The following is a 21,170-nucleotide window of genomic DNA, read 5'->3' as shown; positions in this document are numbered from 1 at the left end:
CAGACATTCAATACCTACACCTTATAGGCAGCGGACTGTCTCAAATTAACAGCAATATAGTATCATAAATCACGTACTGTTCGCAAGTATTTTCTATATAATTTTGAGAAACTAATTATTTGCTTAAGATTGGGCGCTTTAACTTACCTAACAAGCGATATAAATCATCTTTTTCATCATCAGAAAAATCAGAAAATAGTACATTAAGAAATTGATCATATGAATGTAATAATGATTTACCTAGTCGTTTTCCCTCTTCCGTAAGACCTACTACAGAAATTCGTTTATCCATATAATCAATATGCTTTGTTACATACCCTAATTCAATAAGTATATCCGTCTGCTCTGATACTGTAGCAGGACGCATATTAAGAGCATCCACTAATTGTTTTTGAGATGCTCCTTGAGATCGCAAATATAATTCTATAATTATTTTATCACGAGACTTTTCTTTGCCGTTTGGCACCTTACATAAGGCTTTATATAATTCATCATGATTCATGACAGTTATCTCCTCATACAACTTTGTATATTATAAGAATTCGCCATGATCTCAAAAATTCCTGCATAAAATATGTATATTCTTCGTAAAAGCAAAAAGAGGTACCAAATGGTACCTCTTCTTTCATATATTTCTGTAAAAGTTTAATGTATCTAATACAAAATATATTATTTTAATGCGCTAATATCACCGATAATAGCCATTACGTTGTACGCTAAGCGAACAAGTTGTAAACGGTTAGCTTTAATAGCTTCATCTTTATCCATAACCATTACATCTTCAAAGAATTTGTTGATGGCTGGAACCAAAGTAGCTGGAACTGCTACAACTGCAGCATAATCATTAGCTTCCCATGCAGCAAGACTTGCTTCAGATGCTTTAGAAGCAGCTTCGAATAATGCTTTTTCAGCGTCTTCTTTCAACAAGTCGCTATTAACACCTGTATATTCCACATCTTTTACAAGATTGTACATACGAGTATAAGCTTGAACAAGCTCAACGTTTTCATCGATACGGTTTGCTAACAATGCATTTACAAGACCTTCAGCATCAGCAACGGACAATTCATTGTTGGACAACAACAAATCGATTACATGATGAGGAACTTCGCGATCAAGGAAGATATTTTTCAAACGAAGTGTGAAGAACTCTTCTACTTGACCAAGCAATTCGTCTTGTTTTTCAACTGGTACATTAAGCAATTCCATAGATGCTTTGAAGATTGGACGCAAGCTGATGTTCCATTCACTACCAAGCAAGATGTTCAAGATACCAATAGTTTGACGACGCAATGCATATGGATCTTGAGAACCTGTAGGGATTAAACCACGGCTGAAAGTAGCAACGATATTATCTACTTTATCGATGATAGACAATACTTTACCTGCTTCAGTTTGAGGCAATACATCGCCTGCAAAACGTGGTAAATATTGTTCGAAAATAGCTTCTGCTACCTCAGTAGATTCACCATCAAGTAAAGCATATTCTTTACCCATTACACCTTGTAATTCAGTAAACTCTGTAACCATACCTGTTGTAAGGTCAGTTTTAGCAAGCTCTGTAGCACGTTCTAATACAACAGCTGCATCTTCGTGTAAGCCACATTCTTCACCGAATACACGGCCCAATTTAAGCAAACGTTCAGTTTTATCTGCTAAGTTACCAAGACCTTCTTGGAATACGATTTTAGTCAAACCATCTTGACGGTCTATAAGAGGTTTCTTGCGGTCTTCATTGAAGAAGAATTTAGCATCATCAAGGCGTGCGCGTAATACGCGTTCATTACCAGCTTGAACTACTTCGATAGAATGATCGGAGCCGTTACGAACTGTTAAGAACATTGGCAACAATTTACCATCTTGGTCAACCAATGGGAAGTAACGTTGATGGTCTTTCATTGGTGTAATGATAGCTGCATCTGGAAGTGCCAAGTAGGACTCTTCAAAGCCACCACACAATGCAGTAGGCCATTCAACGAGATAGTTAATTTCTTCTAACAAATCATCATCCCAAACGATGGATGCGTTTTTAGAAGCTGCAATATCATGTAATTGTTTGGAAATCAATTCACGACGTGCGTCTTGATCAACCATAACAAAGTTTTCTTTTAATGTATCTACATAGGATGCTGCATTTTTAATAGTGATTTCATCAGCACCTAAGAAGCGATGACCACGTGTTACATTACCAGATTTTACAGTAGCAAATTCTACAGGGATTACCTCTTCATCAAGTAATGCTACAAGCCAACGCACAGGACGTACAAATTTAGCATCTAGGTTGCCCCAATGCATGGATTTAGGGAAGTTAAGACCTGTAATCAATTGTGGCAACATATCAGTTACGATATCTTTTGCTGGTACGCCTGCAGTTTTAGTTTCAGCATAAATATAGCCGTCTTCTACAACGAGATCAGCTACATCTAGACCTTTACCACGAGCAAAACCGATAGCTGCTTTTGTTGCATTACCATCAGCATCATATGCGATGGATGCTGAAGGACCTTTATGTCGTTCGCTGATTTCAGCGGATGTGTCAGCAAGACCTTTCACGATAAGAGCCAAACGACGTGGTGTGCCGTATGTTGCGATGCTTTCAAAAGGAAGATGGGCATCATTTAATTTTGTTTCAGCCAATTGTTTCAATTGACCTAAGATATTGGGCATAAAGCCGGCAGGAATTTCTTCTGCACCGATTTCAAATAATAAATCCTTTGCCATCTTATTTATCTCCTTTCAAAAGTGGGAAACCTAATTCTTCACGTTTAGCGAGGTATTGTTGTGCACAAATACGAGCTAATGCACGTACGCGACCGATGAAAGCAGTACGTTCGCTAATGGAAATAGCACCACGGGAATCAAGCAAGTTGAATGTGTGGGAACATTTCAATACATAGTCGTAAGCTGGTAATACATAACCTGCTTCACAAACGCGTTTTACTTCTGCTTCGTACATATCAAACAATTTGAAAAGCATATCTGTATCTGCTAATTCAAAGTTATATACGGATTGTTCAACTTCATTAGCATGCCAAACATCGCCATATGTAACATTTTCATTCCATTTAAGGTCATATACGTTTTCTACGCCTTGAATGTACATAGCCAAACGTTCTAAACCGTATGTAATTTCTACGGACACTGGTTTACAGTCAATGGAACCAACTTGTTGGAAATATGTGAACTGAGTTACTTCCATACCATCGAGCCATACTTCCCAACCAAGGCCCCAAGCACCCAATGTTGGGGATTCCCAGTTATCCTCTACGAAACGAATATCGTGATCTTCCGCATGAATACCAAGTGTTGCCAAGGATTGTAAGTACAATTCTTGGATATTATCTGGAGATGGTTTCACAATAACTTGGAATTGATGATGTTGGAACAAACGGTTAGGGTTATCACCATAACGACCGTCTGCTGGACGACGAGAAGGTTCTACATAACATACAGCCCATGGTTCAGGACCAATAGCATGCAAGAATGTTGCAGGGTTCATTGTGCCTGCACCTTTTTCAATGTCATATGGATTTTGAACGATACAACCTTGATCGCTCCAGAATTTTTGTAGATTTAAAATAATCTCTTGAAATGTCATTGCTGCCTCCACTTTACACAACCGACATAAAATCAACCATTTCGTTACAAACAAAAAAGTCCCTGTAACGAAAAACGTTACAGGGACGAGTATACCCGCGGTTCCACCCTATTTGGCTTGCGCCCTCTTTTTTCTATGTTGGCCTTTACTAACAGATACCTGCGTTCCTGCCAATGCTCTACAGCGCCTTCAACCAAATGTGAGCTTACACCATCCTCACTCGCTAGAGGGGTTTACTACTCTGCTTCATCGCATATATTATACACAATATTTTAGCAATACAGGGGGAAAATTGTCAATCAGTATTATTTTTTTCAATCATATAAATGCCCTGTTCAGCGTCAATTACCTCAATAACAATATTTTCTATCATTGACGGTTCCACTTTATGAAACCTTTGATCTTGTTCATCATAATAAATGGCCCATTCAGACATACATGCTGGAATAGTGTCATCATAATAATTTTTCCCTCTCCAAATAGCATCATCTCTAAAATAACTTAGTCCATCTTTTACCAATTCTGTATCTAAACAAAATTCACCAGCTAAGCTAACATGATTGTCTAATAGAAGATCTCTAACAATGATAGCTTCATATTCCCAACTTAGAAAACATAAATAGTCAAAGTATCTGAGTGCCATTTTGGGATCCCAACTATTATTTAAAACCATCGTTTGAAATAACTTATTTATTACCCCATAATCAGCAGATACATAATAGTCATTAGTTAAAAGAAAATTATATATCTGTTGGATTTCTTGTAAATCTAAAGTTTTTTCTTCATTTATTTTTTCGATAGGCAACGAAGAGAATATTGTATCCATATAGTACCTCATAATATATTTCAACAAAAGGCAGTTTGATTTCTCAAACTGCCTTTTACTATCATTAAATTATGGAATTTAAAAACTTAACGCTTTGTAATGGTTTACCGATTTCTTGCTCGCAGTATGCAAATAGTAGCTTTTCAAGTTCCTTCCAAATTATTTTTGGAAGTTCTATAGGTGTATCTTCGCCCCACTGATAAGCGAGAATTTGTGGTAATCCAGCTTTCACAGAACGAGAAATACTCAGATTCGTGGTTTCTCGCACCTGCAACCAGAATGGCTCAATACCATCCTCATGTAAAAAAGCATTAGCGCTAGGTACAACACCTGCGAGGGATAATAATTGCCAACCAAGCATTATCGTTCCGAGCTGTACGTTGCGGCGCCGAATTTGCTTGGAGTAGTTTACAACGGTATCAAACACCTTGCGTTCTACATCGTACATAGCAAATAGCTCTTGAATGAGCTCACTTGCGACTGCAGCGTAAGCAATATTATCTAAATTCACATCTAACGATTCTACCACATAGGAACCATCGATTTGTGTTACATTTACATATTCACCATCAGGTACCACTGTAATATACATGGCACTAAAGGGACGTAAATAGGAACTATTACGCATGGTCATCATACGCTTATGCGGTATGGATGCACGAATGAGCCCTAAGCTAGGTGTGATAAAAGTAAATACGGAGTATAGCTTATGTTTTTTTCGACTAATGACGATGGCAGGTGTGTTAAAACCACCATTAAGCTTCTTCATGTTCTTCTTCCGTTGTTTCCTCTACCGGTAAAGGTGTTACTTTAATACGAGAAACGCGATACCCTTGCATTTGTGTTACTTCAAAGGTATATCCCAATGCATCGACCGTATCACCAACGATTGGCGTCCGTTCTAAGAGACCAAATACATAGCCGCCGATTGTATCAGAGTCAGAATCGTCGATTTCAATGTCCATCATTTCTTCTACTTCGTCTACGAGAACCTTACCATCAAATTCAAAGGATCCATCTGTATAAGCGATTTTAGCTGGTAAGTGCGGTTCATGTTCGTCTTGAATATCCCCAACGAGCTCTTCAATAATATCTTCAAGCCCTACGAGACCAACCATACCACCATACTCATCTACAACAACAGCTTGATAAATACGGCGAGTTCTCATGTATTGTAGTAATGTAGATAATTTCATTACTTCTGGCACAGTTAAAATATCTCGTTTTACATTACGCAAATCTTTACGTGCTTGGTTAGGACGCTCCATGAGGTCCTTAATATGAACAAGACCGATGATATGATCCTTATCCTCCACACATAGAGGATAACGTGTATGTGCTTTAGAACGAATAAATTTCATCGCTTCATCATAGCCGTCTTCAACGAAAATACAGTCCACATCTTGACGAGGTACCATAACCTCTTTGGCTCTACGGTCCACAAAGTTAAATACATTATCGATCAACTCAGATTCCACTTGGTCTAGTTGACCTTCTTCATGGCTTCGAGAAATCATCATACGGATTTCTTCTTCAGAGTATACAAGGTCTAGCTCTGTTAAATATTTTGTTTTGTAAAAGCCCAAAATAACCGTAGAGATTTTGCTAGCAATCCAAATAAACGGATATACCAAGCGACCAGCAGCTACTACAATACGGCAATAGGTATTTACGTACTTTGTTGGGAAGGATAGGCCTAATGCTTTAGGTACGATTTCACCAAAGATAAGAACAATTAAGCTAATAAATAGCAATAAAAGTATATCTAGTACAAAGTGCATCCATGTACTATGTACATTAAATACCGATACAAGTTGATTTACGATATTATCAAATACATAGGTGCCAGTTCCAGCAAGAGCTAAAATAAAGAATAAAATCAAAAACTGAGTCGTATTTAAGAAATACTCAGGGTTTTGATAGAGCTTTAATAAAAACTCTCGATCCTTTTCCAAGAGAATATCCATATCCTCTACATGCTCTTTACGAAGACGAGCAAAGGAGAACTTTGCAACCACAAAAAAGTTAATTAAAAATATACATACAAGACCAAACCCTATGGGTAACAGGCCATCTACACTATCCATCTTAATTCCTTTCATACAATTGAGAAAACATGTTAGTTTTTATTATAACAAAATTTATTTTCTATAACCAAGTTCAGATAACATGCCGGATTTATTGCGCCAATCCTTTTTAACCTTAACCCAAAGGTCTAAGTACACCTTTGTGGCCAATAGTTTTTGAATATCTGCACGCGCTTCAGCACCAAGTTGTTTTAACAAGGCCCCTTTTTTACCGATAATGATGCCCTTTTGGGAATCTCGTTCACAGTAGATAGTAGCGCGAATATAGGTTGTGCCATCATCACGAGTTTTCATTTCATCTACGTCTACAGCGATAGCATGAGGAATTTCATCACGAGTAGACAATAAGATTTTTTCGCGTACGATATCGGAAATAATTAAACGTTCTGGTTGATCCGTAATCATATCTTCTGGGAAGTATTGCGGACCTTCAGGTAATGTTTCCTCTAATACCTTAAGAACTTCAGTTAAGTTCTCTTTATCCTTTGCAGAAATAGGAATAACCCCTGCAAATGGATATGCATCTTGATAAGAAACGATGGCTTCTAAAAGCTCTTCTTTTTTGAGGGTATCAATCTTGTTAACAACTAAGAAAACAGGAACCTTTACACGTTTCAATTGTTCAATAATGAAGTTGTCCCCAGGTCCTCGCTTTTCATTGCCTGCTACTACAAATAAAACAGCTTCTGTTTCTTTTAAGGACTCAATGGCAGCGTCTACCATGAATTCACCTAATTTATGTTTTGGCTTATGTACACCTGGCGTATCCATGAAGACAATTTGTTTTGCTTCATCTGTATATACACAGATAATACGATTACGCGTTGTTTGAGCCTTATCGGATACGATAGCAATTTTGTCGCCAATAAGGGCATTAATTAATGTAGATTTACCAACATTAGGGCGTCCTACAACGGCAACAAAGCCAGATTTAAAATGTTCGTTCTTATTCATTGTATGGTGCATCCTCCCGCACATAACCGAGGTTACCTAAGATAAATTCCTCTTCGGTACGCATCTCTTTTTTATCTTCGTCGTTCATATGGTCATAGCCTAAAATATGTAAGCAGCTGTGAGTCGTTAAATACGCTAATTCTCGTTCAAAGCTATGTCCATATTCAATAGCTTGTTCACGAGTACGCTCTAAGGAAATAATCATATCGCCGAGTAAGTGATGTTCCTCTTCACTACCTTCGTAATCATCCCCTTCATTAAGGGCAAAAGACAATACATCGGTTGGTCTATCGATACCGCGATACTCCTTATTAAGCTCGTGAATTTTAGCATTATCACAGAGTAAAATACTCATTTCATCTTCTTCAAGGCCATATACGCGACTTACTTCATCACAGACCTTACGGATAACGGCCTCAATATTGGAATCCTCTTGAACTCCTTCATCATAGCTAATATTTATATACATGCTTATCCTTTCGCTACATTCTCTTTGGATACTGCATTAGATTCTGCAGTCTCACCAGCTAACTTACGTTCGTGATATGCATCGTAAGCTTTTACAATGCGACCTACTAAATCATGACGAACAACGTCTTGGTCGCTAAAGTAAACCATATTAATACCAGGTACATGACGCAATACCTTTTCAGCCTCGCCGAGACCAGACACAACACGTGGTGGCAAGTCAATTTGTGTTTTATCACCGTTCACAACCATTTTAGAATTATTACCTAAACGGGTTAAGAACATTTTCATCTGTTCAGCCGTCGTATTTTGTGCTTCATCTAGAATAACGAACGCATTTTCTAAGGTACGACCACGCATATATGCTAGTGGTGCTACCTCTATAGTACCGCGTTCCATAAAGCGTTGTACTTGCTCAATGCCAAACATTTCATGTAATGCATCATAAAGAGGTCTCAAATATGGATCTACCTTATCTTGTAATTCGCCAGGTAAGAAGCCCAACCGTTCACCAGCCTCTACAGCAGGACGAGTCAAAATAATTTTATCTACGTTGCGGTTTTTTAAATAAAATGCAGCTAACGCTACGGCTAGGAATGTTTTACCTGTACCAGCAGGGCCTATGCCAAAGGTAATGGTATTTTTACGGATGCTATCTACATAGTATTTCTGACCTTCCGTTTTAGGCGTAATATTTTTACCGCGCATATTAACAGATAAGGTATCTTCAAACATAGTATGTACAGCATCAGCTTTACCGTTCGCTACGAGTTTGGCCGCAATACGAACTTGGGACTCAGTGATGGTACTACCTTCTCTGTATAGGAATACTAGTTCTTCTAAGGTGCGATACAGGGCCTCTACTTGCTTTTCATCGCCCTTGATAACCACAGTATCCCCGCGTGCCACTACATCTACAGAGATGACTTCAAGCATCATATGCAAATATCGATTATGTTGACCTAGTATGGATTGTGCTAGGTCATATGTAGGAAATGTAAAAACTTGTTCGCTCATATAACCTCCTAATCTATAAACTTACGAACGGCTTTGCCGTTTAAATAATCACATAAATCACCTTGATGAGCATCTAGTTCGTCTAACTTATCATCGATCAAATCTTGAACGCGCCACCACCCCATGGACCAGTTCGTAAATAACGTATTATCTTCAGGTGCTCGCCCGACAAGACGTTGTAATACAATATCAGGATGCAAGTGACGTACAAAATTAACAACCCGATCAGCATATTCTTCGGCACTAATTAAGGTGAATTGCCCCTCTTGATACCACTTAGCCATCAATGTATTTTTAACGATATATAAAGCATGCAGTTTTACTTGATCTACGCCAAGGGCTGACAAAATACGGGCCCCTTCGATGGTATCCTGCATTGTATCCCAAGGTAAATTAACAATCATATGGGTTGTGACATTAAATCCATATCGTTTGATGCGCAATACAGCATCAATAAACTGAGCTAAATCATGGCCACGATTAATCTTTTCAAGGGTATCATAATTGACCGTTTGCAATCCTAATTCAATATAAATATCCTTTTGAAAGCGGTCTCTAATGTCAGCAAGTATTTCCAAATATTCATCGGCAATACAATCTGGTCTTGTTGCAATAGCAATGCCTACCGCTTCGTCGATACAGCCTTGCTCCATATAGCTTTTAAAGTCATCAAGTCCCAAATAGGTGTTACTAAAGTTTTGATAATAGGGTATAAATTTTTTCGCCTTATATTTAGGACCTATATGAGCAATGTTTTCCTCTAATTGCATGCGCACTGTCATCCAAGCAGGACGATTTTCATAGCCCGCACCGATTTCACCACAGAAGGTACATCCTCCTACACCTGCCGAACCATCCCGATTAGGACAAGTTAGGGGCAACGCAACAGGTAATTTATAAACCTTTTCCCCATAGGTTTCTTTATAATATTTAGATACCATGCGGTATCGTTTTGGTCTCGTTGTATCGGTCATAACACTCCTATTTAACTAACCAATCATCACTTGTTATGTAATATTTCGACTATTAAAATTAAATAAATTATTTTTGTATTACTAACAAGCCTCTATTTCAGGACGTATAAATGGTTTTACCTCTTTATTTACGTCTATTACAACTGTAAATGGTGTATTAGGTACATTATCTATACCTAATACATGTGCCGTCTCCTTAGACATCGGCATTTCCACATATTGCTGGCGAATCTTGCGCCATTCTTTAAATGTATAGTTTGGAATATACTGAGATGCAATCTCTTCGTTGCGCCAGAATGCTTCCCCTTCTTGTAAAAGCTCTTTTGTCTGCTTCGGCAAACCAACGGCTTCGCTTCGAACCTTCCCACGATAGCTAACAAGTGTATCGTACTGTAGTAATTCGGCCGCTACATTGTCGCCTTTAGCCAAGAAGAAATTATATAAGAACTCGATTTGGTCGATATCTTTCAAGTTAACCTTGTGATTGCCTGCATCGAGCCAAGCTTGTGTCATTTCACAGAAATAAGAAAAAGCGTCTTTTTTAGGCTCCACTTTAGAAGGATCATACTTTTTCATAGGTGGTACATGATTTGTTACTGTATCTTCCCCAGTTATGGATGTATCAGTATGCTCCTTAATGAGTTTGCTACCAATATAGCCAAAGACAGTTCTAAAGCGTTCACTATTATAGAAGCGTTCAAATACATCTTCAAAATGCTTTAAGAATCGTACATCACTATATGGCAATACATGGGTACTCAAAACCTCATAAGGAGCTAATGGATCACTAATATATTGGTATTCCTCCATACGGCGTACACCAGAGCCTTTTAATAGTTTCAAGAACCCTATTTGTAGCGCATGAGGTTGTAAGCTAAATAAATCGTTGAAGGATAATCCAAATCGTGCTTTATTTTCGTAAGGTAAGCCTACAATTAAATCCATATGTACATGTGTGCGTCCCGCCTCAATAATAGGGCGAATTGCCTTTTGAATGTACGGCCAATCATTATATCGATTGATAGCATCTAACGTTTTCTTATGTGTACTTTGTACGCCCACTTCGATTTGAATACGCCCTGGTGGTGTTTCACAAAGAATATTGGTTTCCCACTCCGTCATGAGCTCCGGTTCCATTTCTAAATGGAAGTTCGTCTCTGTATTGGCATCTCGCATAAATTCCATCAATGGACGATGATGATGTGGTGCACAGTTAAATGTTCTATCTACAAACTTAACTTGCTTTACCTTATGGTCGATAAACCATTGTAATTCTTTAAAAGTTCGCTCTTGTGGGAAGAATCGCACTGTATTCTTATTGCCAGATAAGCAATACTGACAAGAGAACGGACAACCACGAGAGGACTCATAGTAGATAATTTTATGTTCTAAATCAATCATATCCTCTTCTACATATGGAAATGGAATAGTGCTAAGATCTTTAACCTCTACGGCCTCAGTGGATCCCATAAGTTGACCTGTAATATGGCGCCCACGAACGCCAGCAATTTCCTCTGTAAGGCCATCCTTGCCATTTGTTAGTGCGCTAATGAGTTTATAAAAGGCTTCTTCCCCTTCGCCTTGTACAACATAATCTACAGCATGGCAACGATTTAGAATTTCATCGGCAGTGAAAGATACCTCCGGACCGCCTAAGATAATTTTAATATCTGGTCGAACTGCTTTCACCATGTCCACCACATGTAAGGTCATTTCAATGTTCCAGATATAGCAAGCAAAGCCCAATACATCTATATTGCGCTCTGTAATATCGCTAAGAATATGTAAAACAGGCATATTAATAGTATATTCTACTATATCGTATGCCTGTCCGTGAGCCTGCCCGTAGGCTTTGAGATATCGCAAAGCCAGGGAGGAATGTATAAATTTTGAGTTTAATGTGGATAAAACTACGTTCATAGGTCCCCTTTATATCATCGAATGGCTCAGCCACCGTCTAGTCATAATATATATATTATACCATTAAAAGAGGCCAAAGATAAAGGAAACAATAGCTCCCACTAAAATGACAACCCCTACAACAGATAGGATAATGCCACCAAAAAATACTACAGCTGCTAATACAATTGCTAGAATGATAATTAAAACAATACGACTTAGCCAACTCGTACTATTAAAGCTATACACCTTAACATGAGGGCCATATTGATTGTACTCTTCACCGCGTTGATACTCTTCGTTCATATTACTAGGTGTAGAGTCCACATGAACAGAGTCTCCTACCTCTTCAATGGTTACACCATCAAAGTCACGGCGTTCATCATCAGATAATACCCGTGTATTTGGCTCTCCGAAGTGAGCATTACTACCAAAGCTATCGCTACGTTCATTATTTCTATATGTATTTTGATTGTTATTTGTATTGTGTTGATCAGACATCGTTACGTCCTTTATATGACCAAAATAATAATTAATTTTATACAACTTATTATACCATATTTCTATGATAAAAATGCAAATAAATATCCCCTATAGATATAAATTCATATATCTCTAGGGGATATTTTTGTTTGTATTGCTTATATGACTATAGGCTAACGGGCAAATTAGTCTTTCAAGTATTTTTGAAGCAATTGATTTACCATACCAGGGTTAGCACGGCCTTTAGATTCCTTCATAACTTGACCTACTAAGAAACCAATAGCCTTACCATTGCCACCTTTGAAATCTGCCACTGGTTGTGGATTATTAGCAATAACTTGCTTAACAATTTCTTCAATAGCACCAGTATCTGTAATTTGAACAAGACCTTCTTCTTTTACGATAGTATCAGCATCCTTGCCGGATTCCCACATGGATACGATAACTTTTTTCGCAATTTTACCAGAGATTGTACCTTTATCGATAAGGGCAATCATACCAGCCAAGTTTTCTGGGCTTACTTTAGATTCAGCGAATGTTAAACCACTTTCATTAATCATCTTGGACAAGTCACCAAGCATCCAGTTAGCAACAGTCTTAGCATCTGCACCTGCTTTTACAGTAGCATCTAAGAAATCTGCAGTTTTACGAGATACAGTAAGGATTGTTGCGTCTTCACGAGACAAACCATATTCAGATACAAAGCGTTCAATCTTAGCATCTTGCAATTCAGGTAGCGCACGACGTACTTCTTCAATTTTTTCGTCCGTAATTACAATTGGTACCAAGTCTGGTTCAGGGAAGTAACGGTAATCGTTTTCTTCATCTTTCTTACGCATACCAATAGTAATGCCTTGAGCATCATCCCAAGTACGTGTTTCTTGATCTACTTTACCGCCAGCTTCGATCAACTTAGCTTGACGCAAGGCTTCATATTCAACAACCTTTTGAATAGCTGTTAAGGAGTTAACATTCTTAGTTTCTGTACGCGTACCAAACTCTTTAGTACCGCGCAAACGTACGGATACGTTACAGTCACCACGCAAGGAACCTTCTTCCATACGACCGTCAGATACTTCTAAGTATTGCAAGATGGAACGTAGTTTTTCAACATATGCTCTTGCTTCTGCACCGGAACGAATATCTGGTTCAGATACGATTTCAAGAAGAGGAACACCTGTACGGTTGTAGTCAACGTTAGAAGATTTAGAATCGGAAATAGTGTTACCACTGTGAACGAGTTTACCTGCATCTTCTTCCATGTGAATACGCGTAATACCAATGCGTTTAGTTTCACCATTTACTTCGATGTCTAAATGACCATTCAAGCAAATTGGCAAATCATATTGAGATGTTTGATAATTTTTAGGCAAATCTGGATAGTAGTAGTTTTTACGGTCAAATTTGTTAAAGTTTAGAATTTCACAGTTCAATGCTAAACCTACTTTGATAGCAAATTCCACTACTTGTTTATTTAACACAGGCATAGCACCAGGTAAGCCAAGGCATACTGGGCATACATGTGTATTTTGATCGCCGCCGAATTCAGTGGTACAACCACAGAAGATTTTAGACTTAGTCTTAAGCTCTGTATGAACCTCTAAACCAACGACTGTTTCGTATTTACTACTCATAGAGAAACCTCCCCAGTTGGTGCTACTAATTGACAATCTGGACGTGCTTGTTCAAATGTGAAAGCAGCACGTAACAATGTTTCTTCACCCATAGCAGGACCAAGCAATTGTAAGCCAATTGGCAAATTGCTGCTACTCATACCTGCTGGAATGCTAATACCTGGAATACCTGCAAGGTTTGCTGGTACTGTACAGATATCTTCTAAGTACATTGCCAATGGATCATTTGCTTTTTCACCAAATTTATAAGATGTATTAGGTGCAGTTGGTGTTAAAATCAAATCCACTTTGGAGAATGCTTCATCAAATTCATTTTTAATGAGGCGACGTACTTTTAATGCTTTCAAATAGTAAGCATCATAGTAACCAGCGCTCAATACATAGGTACCTAACAAGATACGGCGTTGTACTTCAGGGCCAAAACCTTCTGTACGAGTTTTAGTAGACATATCTACAAGATTATCTGCAGATACGCGCATTCCATAGCTTACACCGTCATAACGAGCCAAGTTGGAACTAGCTTCTGCCAATGCGATGATATAGTATGCAGACAACGCATATTTAGAGTTAGGCAAGGAAACCTCAACGATTTCAGCACCTAATTTTTTATATGTTTCGATAGCCTCTTCCATAGCTTTACGAACTTCGCTATTGAGACCTTCGCCAAAGAATTCTTTTGGCACACCGATTTTAAGATTTTTTACATCATTTACAAGAGCTGTAGTGTAGTCTACACGAGCACCTGGAATGGATGTGGAGTCTTTCGCATCATGACCAGAGATTGCATTTAATACTAAAGCAGCATCTGTTACATCACGAGTAATAGGTCCAATTTGGTCCAAAGAGGATGCAAAGGCGATTAAACCATAACGAGATACATTACCGTATGTTGGTTTTAAACCTACAACGCCACAGAAGGACGCTGGTTGACGAATAGAACCACCAGTATCAGAGCCAAGAGCCCAAATTGCAGAGCCACTAGATACAGCTGCAGCACTACCACCAGAAGAACCACCTGGTACGCAATCTGCATTCCAAGGGTTAGTCGTTTTTGCTAATGCAGAGTTCTCTGTGGAACCACCCATAGCAAATTCGTCCATGTTAAGTTTACCAAGACTTACAAATTGATTATCTTGTAAACGTTCAATAACAGACGCATTGTATGGAGGTACAAAGTTCTCTAACATTTTAGATGCACATGTTGCAGGTTCATCTTTAATACAAATATTATCTTTAATTGCACCAGGGATACCTGCCAATGGAGAAATAGCTTCACCTTTAGCAATTGCTTCATCTACAAGCTTAGCTGTAGCTAAAGCACGATCATGAGAATCGGATAAGTACGCATGTACAGTCGGTTCCACTTTCGCTTTATGTGCAATAACAGCATTCGTCAATTCAACGGCACTGATTTCTTTATTCACTAGTTTCTTGTGTAATTCATGAATTGTTGCCACAGCGAAACCTCCTATTCTTGTACAACGCGAGGTACTTTAAAGTACCCATCCTCTGCTTCTGGAGCATTGGACAAAGCTAAATCATGGTCTAAGGATGGTTTTGTTTCATCCTCTCTAAATACATTGTTCAATGGTACTGCATGAGCCATTGGTTCTACATCATTAAGCTCTAATGCATCTAGTTCAGCAACATAAGTCAAGATATCGGATAACTCTTTTTCTACATGTGCCATATGTTCTTCCTTAACTTCCAATCGTGAAAGTAAGGCGATCTTTTTAATTTCCTCTTGGCTGATTTTCATCGGAACACATCCTTTCATAATTACTTATTATAAAGCAAATAATATATATTTTCAAAAAATTGTAAGAATGTATGTCTATTGGATTTCTCCGAGTTCGCGTAGGAGTTCTACAAACTCTTCTTCATTCATAACACGAATACCCAATTCATTTGCTTTAGTAAGCTTACTACCACTGTCTTCGCCAGCAATAACAAGGGTTGTTTTCTTAGAGACGGAACCTGTCACCTTAGCCCCATGAGCTTCAAGAATCTTACCAGCTTCACTGCGGCCCATAACTTCAAGTTTACCTGTGAGAACGACGATTTCGCCTTCCATTTGGTTGCCTGCTGCTTCAACAACATCTACAGTCATCTTAAGTCCTGCCGCTGTTAAACCTTCAATGATTTCTACATGAGCAGGATCTTGACGGTATTCAACAATACTATCAGCCATAGTAGGACCAATCTCTTCTACTGCAACGAGTTCTTCCTTAGTAATAGTCATGAATCGTTCCATAGATTTTACAACACTTGCAATTGTGCCGGCTGCTTTAGATCCAATTAGGCGAATACCGAGGCCATACAATACGCGGTCTAACCCACGAGTTTTAGAGTCTGCGATGGCTTTCACCAAATTCTCAGCAGACTTCTTACCCATTCGGTCCATGGTAACTAGTTGATCTACCGTTAAATGATATAAATCCACCACATTAGTAATCAACTTATTATTGATTAGGTTTTCTACAATGCTAGGCCCGAGACCATCGATATTCATAGCATCGCGAGATGCAAAATGGATAATTTGTTCCTTTTCAATGGCAGGACAATGTTTATTGGTACAACGAACAGCGGCTTCACCTTCACGTCGAACTGCAGGAAATTCGCATACAGGACATGTATTAGGAATTGTGAAAGGCACTTCAGAACCAGTTCGTTTTTCTGGAACTACGCGAATAACCTCTGGAATAATCTCGGCTGCCTTGTGAATGATCACGTGGTCACCAATGCGAATATCTTTTTCATTGATGAAGTCTTGATTATGTAATGTAACACGACTTACGTTTGTACCGGATACGAATACAGATTCCAATTCACCAGTTGGTGTAAGAACCCCCGTACGCCCCACATTGATAGTGATATCCTTAAGAATGGTTTCCACTTCTTCTGGTGGATATTTGTATGCTGTTGCCCATTTAGGATCCTTTGCAGTACTACCAAGTACCTCTTGGTCGTCAAAACTATTAACCTTAATTACCATGCCATCTGTGTCGTAAGGCAACTCATGACGCTTTTCACCCCAATAATTAATAGCTTCGATTACCTCATCAATTGTTTTACATACGCGATAATGAGGATTTACAGAAAACTTGAACGTTTCTAGACTTTGTAGCAATTCCTCTTGACTATGAATATTGGCCCCCACTTCAGAGCCGATTGCATAGGCAAAGAATGCTAAATTACGACTCGCCGTAATGGCAGGATCTTGCTGACGCAAAGAACCAGCTGCTGCATTACGAGGATTTACGAAGGTAGGCAAGCCCTCTTCGTCACGTTCTTCATTTATACGTTTAAATTCACTATGAGGCATATATGCTTCACCGCGAACCTCGATAAATTCTGGCGCATCCTCTAGATATAAAGGAATGGATTTAATAGTACGCACATTAGCAGTTACGTCTTCACCAACGCGACCATCACCACGTGTTACAGCACGTACAAACATGCCGTTCTCATAGTGTAAATTAACAGCTAAACCATCGATTTTAAGTTCTACCACATAAGCAGAAGGCTTATGACCTAATTCCTTCTCTACACGGCTAGCAAATGCACGTACTTCATCAGCACTAAATACATTAGATAAGCTCAACATAGGGCGGCCATGGACGACCTTTTCAAAAGAACCTTCCACCTTCATGCCTACCCGTTGTGTTGGAGATGATGGCACAATATATTCAGGATGAGCTGTTTCCAAATCAACAAGCTCACGATATTTTTTATCATATTCAAAGTCACTCATTGTAGGAGCATCTTTTACGTAGTATAAATACTGCGCATGAGTTAGCTCTTGTTGTAACTCTTTAATTCTATCTTTCGGATTCATATTACATCCCTTTTACTGTGCAGTAACACTCTATACGTTCCTAACAAGTAATGTAGAGAGGTTAACTGCCATACACAAGTTTTATCCCTTCTTAACAGGTGCAAATTTTGCCATTACTACACGTACACCTTGTGTGGGGAATTCAATTGTCAGCTTCATACCAGCCCCTTCGCCGGCAACATTGATAACCTTACCATTGCCCCACTTACTATGAATAGCCGTATCGCCAACCTTCCAATCGGCAATTACTTCATTGCGAACGATTGGCTTTGTAACTGGTCGGCTTGTGACACTCATATGTTGCGGCACATGACGCTTAATATCATCAGGTACTTTACGCTTAGCACGCAAACCATCTACTAACTCTTCTGGAATTTCATCGATAAAACGAGATGGTAAATAGCTGCTAGTGCGTCCAAATACGGTACGCGTAGTGGCATTAGAAATATATAATTCCTTTTCAGCACGAGTAATACCTACATAAGCAAGGCGGCGTTCCTCTTCAATTTCCTCAGGATTCATCAAGGTGCGACTATGAGGGAATAAACCTTCCTCCAAGCCACCTAAGAATACAATAGGGAACTCCAGACCTTTCGCAGCATGTAATGTCATCAATGTCACTTTAGACTCTTCTTGCTCGAAAGAATCAACATCATTTACGAGTGCTACTTGTTCCAAGAAGTCTTCCACTGTACCATTTGGATTTGTATCTTGGAAGTCTTTAGCTACAGATAAAAGTTCACCGATATTCTCAGCGCGAGCCTGATCTTGTGGATCTGTACTCTCTTCTAATTGTGCCAAGTATCCGGTTCTATCAAGAATAGATTCTAAGATATCAAGTACCGTTTTATCTTCCATTTCAGCTACAAGAGTAAAGATAAGGATGCCGAATTCTTCTAACTTTTCCTTTGTCTTACCTTTAATCGTATCTACTAGATGCAGCTGTGTTAATGTCATAAACAAGGACGTGCCATTTGCACGAGCATAATCTTGTAGTTTTGCCACTGTAGTAGCACCAATACTACGCTTAGGTACATTGATGATACGCAATAAACTCAAATCATCGAATGGATTGTATAACACGCGTAAGTAAGCTAAAACGTCCTTAATTTCTTTACGATCGTAGAACTTCGTGCCCCCTACCATCGTATATGGCAGAGCCCGTTTGATAAGTGCCTCTTCAAGTACACGAGATTGAGCATTTGTACGGTACAAAATAGCCATATCACCATAAGGCACACCATGAATATCGTGCTTTTTAGCGATAGTATCGCCGATGAAAGCAGCTTCTTCATGTTCAGACTGAGCCGTAAAATGCTGAATTTTAGCCCCTTCTGTCTTATCGGTCCATAAATTTTTCTTAGGACGACCTTCGTTATTTTCAATTACTGCATTGGCTGCATCAAGAATAATCTTTGTAGAACGGTAGTTTTGTTCCAACTTGATAGATGTGCAGTTTGGATAATCCTTTTCAAAGTCCAAGATATTTTGAATATCTGCGCCACGCCATGCATAGATACTTTGATCAGCATCACCTACAACGGCAATGTTTTTCCAATGAGAGGCTAATAATTTAGCCAATAAATATTGAGCATGGTTCGTATCTTGATACTCGTCGATCATAACATAACGAAAACGCTTGCTATATTTATCTAACACAGCCTCATTGGACTGCAATAATTTAACAGCTACCAATAAAAGATCATCAAAATCTAGAGCATTATTCTTACGCAATTCCCGTTCATAATACTCATATACATCAGCAACCTTTTGTTGGTAAAAGTCTCTTGCTTGCTTTCTAAAATCTGAGGCAAATAACAATTTATTTTTTGCATCAGATATGGCACCAATCATAGCACCTACAGGATAGTATTTATCGTCGAGGTTTAATGCTTTTAAAGCAGCCTTAATAACAGCTTGAGAGTCAGATGTATCGTAGATTGTAAAGTTACTGTTATAACCTAAGAAGTTGTCTAATTCAAAACGCAAGAATTTCGCACAGAAGCTATGAAATGTGCTAAGCCAAATACGATTGGCTACATCCCCAACAAGACCTTCTACACGGCTCTTCATCTCCTTAGCCGCTTTGTTGGTAAATGTAATCGCCAAGATTTCATATGGATTAACACCTTGAGCCAATAAATGTGCAATGCGAACGGTTAACACCTTTGTTTTACCAGATCCAGCACCAGCTAAAATCAATAAAGGGCCTTCCGTATGTTGAACGGCTTGTTGTTGCTCTTTATTTAAACCTGTTAATAATGAATTCATCGGAACACCCCTATCGCCCTTACATATACTATAATTTCATAATCATATAAATAGAGAAGAAGAACGTTGCAAGCAACGTTCTTTTTCCTTTGTATACTACTATACTATTTCATAGCACCAAGAATTGGTGGTACGATTTGTTTTTTACGAGACATAGTATTTGGCAAGAATACGCCATTGTCTTTAACTTCTTTTTCAAATGCTTTTGTTACTACTGCTTCCACATCACCACTGAATAACAATGTAGTGCTTTCATCAAGAATATTTGTAACCATGATGTAAGATGCATCATAGTTATTAGCGCTGCGAAGAGCCTCTAATGCAGCTACAAGTTCAGCTTGTTTAGCCAATACATCTGTTGTATCCATAACAGAAATTTGACCGATAGAAATCGTTTTACCTGCTTCGGAGAATTCTTTCATGTCTGTACGAACGATATCGTCGTTAGTCAAATCAGAAATATCTGCACCAGCTTTTAACATATCAAGGCCATAGGACTCGATATCTACACCAGCGATTTCTGCCAATTTGTGAGCCATTTCTTTATCTGTTTCAGTACATGTTGGAGAACGGAATAAAACAGTATCAGAAATGATAGCAGACAACATCAAGCCTGCAATAGCTTTAGGGATTGCTTGATTGTTTTCAATGTACAATTTAGTAATGATTGTATTGGAGCAACCTACTGGTTCTAAACGCATAAATACAGGACCATCAGTTTCAAAGTCACCAATGCGGTGATGATCCACAACGCCACACATATTCATGGATTTGTAACCATCAATGATTTGTTTAGATTCGTTGTGGTCAGTTAAGTACAAGTTGCCGCCTTCTGGAGCGAATTCTTCCCAATTCTTAACGATTTGAGGGTGTTCAAAACCAAAATGATTCAATACATATGTTGTTTCTTTATTTGCTTCACCTGCACATACTGGAGTAGCGGGTGTACCCATTTGTGTTAAAAAATTAGCAAAGGAAATAGCAGAACAAATAGAATCTGTATCAGGGCTTTTATGACCTGCTACATATGTTTTTACATCACTCATAATATACCTCTTTTATATAAATTTCATACTTAATATCGACTTACGTCAATCCGATTTTTAACTATATTATTATAT

General features: G+C 38.5%; 18 protein-coding genes. All 18 read right to left on the bottom strand.

Annotated features, from left to right (window positions below; all coding sequences use genetic code 11):
- Window positions 1-115: 115 nt before the first annotated feature.
- The gene (locus ACSV5T_RS01580; RefSeq protein WP_438320095.1) at window positions 116-502 is read right to left on the bottom strand and encodes a MarR family winged helix-turn-helix transcriptional regulator; all 387 of its coding nucleotides are present in this window, start codon (window positions 500-502) and stop codon (window positions 116-118) included.
- A 167-nt stretch (window positions 503-669) separates the two neighbouring features.
- Entirely contained in the window at window positions 670-2,721 is a 2,052-nt protein-coding gene (gene glyS, locus ACSV5T_RS01575; protein WP_438320094.1) for a glycine--tRNA ligase subunit beta, read from the bottom strand.
- A gap of 1 nt (window position 2,722) precedes the next feature.
- The gene (glyQ, locus tag ACSV5T_RS01570) at window positions 2,723-3,598 is read right to left on the bottom strand and encodes a glycine--tRNA ligase subunit alpha (protein ID WP_438320092.1); all 876 of its coding nucleotides are present in this window, start codon (window positions 3,596-3,598) and stop codon (window positions 2,723-2,725) included.
- 295 nt (window positions 3,599-3,893) lie between these two features.
- Window positions 3,894-4,424, bottom strand: coding sequence for a hypothetical protein (locus tag ACSV5T_RS01565; protein ID WP_438320091.1), 531 nt, complete (start codon window positions 4,422-4,424; stop codon window positions 3,894-3,896).
- A 64-nt stretch (window positions 4,425-4,488) separates the two neighbouring features.
- Window positions 4,489-5,193: a DNA repair protein RecO gene (recO, locus tag ACSV5T_RS01560; RefSeq protein ID WP_438320090.1), complete on the bottom strand. Its 705-nt coding sequence runs from the start codon at window positions 5,191-5,193 to the stop codon at window positions 4,489-4,491.
- Window positions 5,180-6,511 (bottom strand): hemolysin family protein, encoded by a 1,332-nt coding sequence (locus tag ACSV5T_RS01555; RefSeq protein WP_438320088.1) that lies wholly within the window; start codon window positions 6,509-6,511, stop codon window positions 5,180-5,182. Before ACSV5T_RS01555 ends, recO begins: the two co-directional genes overlap by 14 nt.
- A gap of 54 nt (window positions 6,512-6,565) precedes the next feature.
- Window positions 6,566-7,465: a GTPase Era gene (era, locus tag ACSV5T_RS01550; protein ID WP_195185797.1), complete on the bottom strand. Its 900-nt coding sequence runs from the start codon at window positions 7,463-7,465 to the stop codon at window positions 6,566-6,568.
- Window positions 7,458-7,934 (bottom strand): rRNA maturation RNase YbeY, encoded by a 477-nt coding sequence (gene ybeY / locus ACSV5T_RS01545; RefSeq protein WP_438320086.1) that lies wholly within the window; start codon window positions 7,932-7,934, stop codon window positions 7,458-7,460. Before ybeY ends, era begins: the two co-directional genes overlap by 8 nt.
- A 2-nt stretch (window positions 7,935-7,936) precedes the next feature.
- The gene (locus ACSV5T_RS01540; protein WP_438320085.1) at window positions 7,937-8,950 is read right to left on the bottom strand and encodes a PhoH family protein; all 1,014 of its coding nucleotides are present in this window, start codon (window positions 8,948-8,950) and stop codon (window positions 7,937-7,939) included.
- 8 nt (window positions 8,951-8,958) lie between these two features.
- Window positions 8,959-9,924 carry a TIGR01212 family radical SAM protein gene (locus tag ACSV5T_RS01535; RefSeq protein ID WP_438320084.1) on the bottom strand — a complete coding sequence of 322 codons (966 nt, stop codon included), beginning with the start codon at window positions 9,922-9,924 and terminating at the stop codon, window positions 8,959-8,961.
- A gap of 81 nt (window positions 9,925-10,005) precedes the next feature.
- Entirely contained in the window at window positions 10,006-11,844 is a 1,839-nt protein-coding gene (locus ACSV5T_RS01530; protein WP_438320083.1) for a DUF4080 domain-containing protein, read from the bottom strand.
- Between the two features lie 63 nt (window positions 11,845-11,907).
- Window positions 11,908-12,324 carry a DUF4229 domain-containing protein gene (locus tag ACSV5T_RS01525; protein WP_287540043.1) on the bottom strand — a complete coding sequence of 139 codons (417 nt, stop codon included), beginning with the start codon at window positions 12,322-12,324 and terminating at the stop codon, window positions 11,908-11,910.
- 167 nt (window positions 12,325-12,491) lie between these two features.
- Entirely contained in the window at window positions 12,492-13,940 is a 1,449-nt protein-coding gene (gene gatB, locus ACSV5T_RS01520) for an Asp-tRNA(Asn)/Glu-tRNA(Gln) amidotransferase subunit GatB (RefSeq protein WP_008714014.1), read from the bottom strand.
- Window positions 13,937-15,397 (bottom strand): Asp-tRNA(Asn)/Glu-tRNA(Gln) amidotransferase subunit GatA, encoded by a 1,461-nt coding sequence (gene gatA, locus ACSV5T_RS01515; protein WP_370816032.1) that lies wholly within the window; start codon window positions 15,395-15,397, stop codon window positions 13,937-13,939. Before gatA ends, gatB begins: the two co-directional genes overlap by 4 nt.
- Before the next feature lie 11 nt (window positions 15,398-15,408).
- Window positions 15,409-15,699, bottom strand: coding sequence for an Asp-tRNA(Asn)/Glu-tRNA(Gln) amidotransferase subunit GatC (gatC, locus tag ACSV5T_RS01510; RefSeq protein WP_295216830.1), 291 nt, complete (start codon window positions 15,697-15,699; stop codon window positions 15,409-15,411).
- A gap of 75 nt (window positions 15,700-15,774) precedes the next feature.
- The gene (gene ligA, locus ACSV5T_RS01505) at window positions 15,775-17,778 is read right to left on the bottom strand and encodes an NAD-dependent DNA ligase LigA (RefSeq protein ID WP_438320082.1); all 2,004 of its coding nucleotides are present in this window, start codon (window positions 17,776-17,778) and stop codon (window positions 15,775-15,777) included.
- Between the two features lie 81 nt (window positions 17,779-17,859).
- Window positions 17,860-20,049 carry a DNA helicase PcrA gene (gene pcrA, locus ACSV5T_RS01500; RefSeq protein ID WP_004697124.1) on the bottom strand — a complete coding sequence of 730 codons (2,190 nt, stop codon included), beginning with the start codon at window positions 20,047-20,049 and terminating at the stop codon, window positions 17,860-17,862.
- A 104-nt stretch (window positions 20,050-20,153) separates the two neighbouring features.
- A complete protein-coding gene (locus ACSV5T_RS01495; RefSeq protein ID WP_303939778.1) occupies window positions 20,154-21,095 on the bottom strand; it encodes a manganese-dependent inorganic pyrophosphatase in 942 nt (313 codons plus the stop codon).
- Window positions 21,096-21,170: the final 75 nt, after the last annotated feature.

The organism is Veillonella sp. ZSJB6 (assembly GCF_051549505.1).
Taxonomy (GTDB): domain Bacteria; phylum Bacillota; class Negativicutes; order Veillonellales; family Veillonellaceae; genus Veillonella.
The sequence above is the reverse complement of the archived record's forward strand: the minus strand, read 5'-3'. Positions and strand labels throughout refer to the sequence as shown.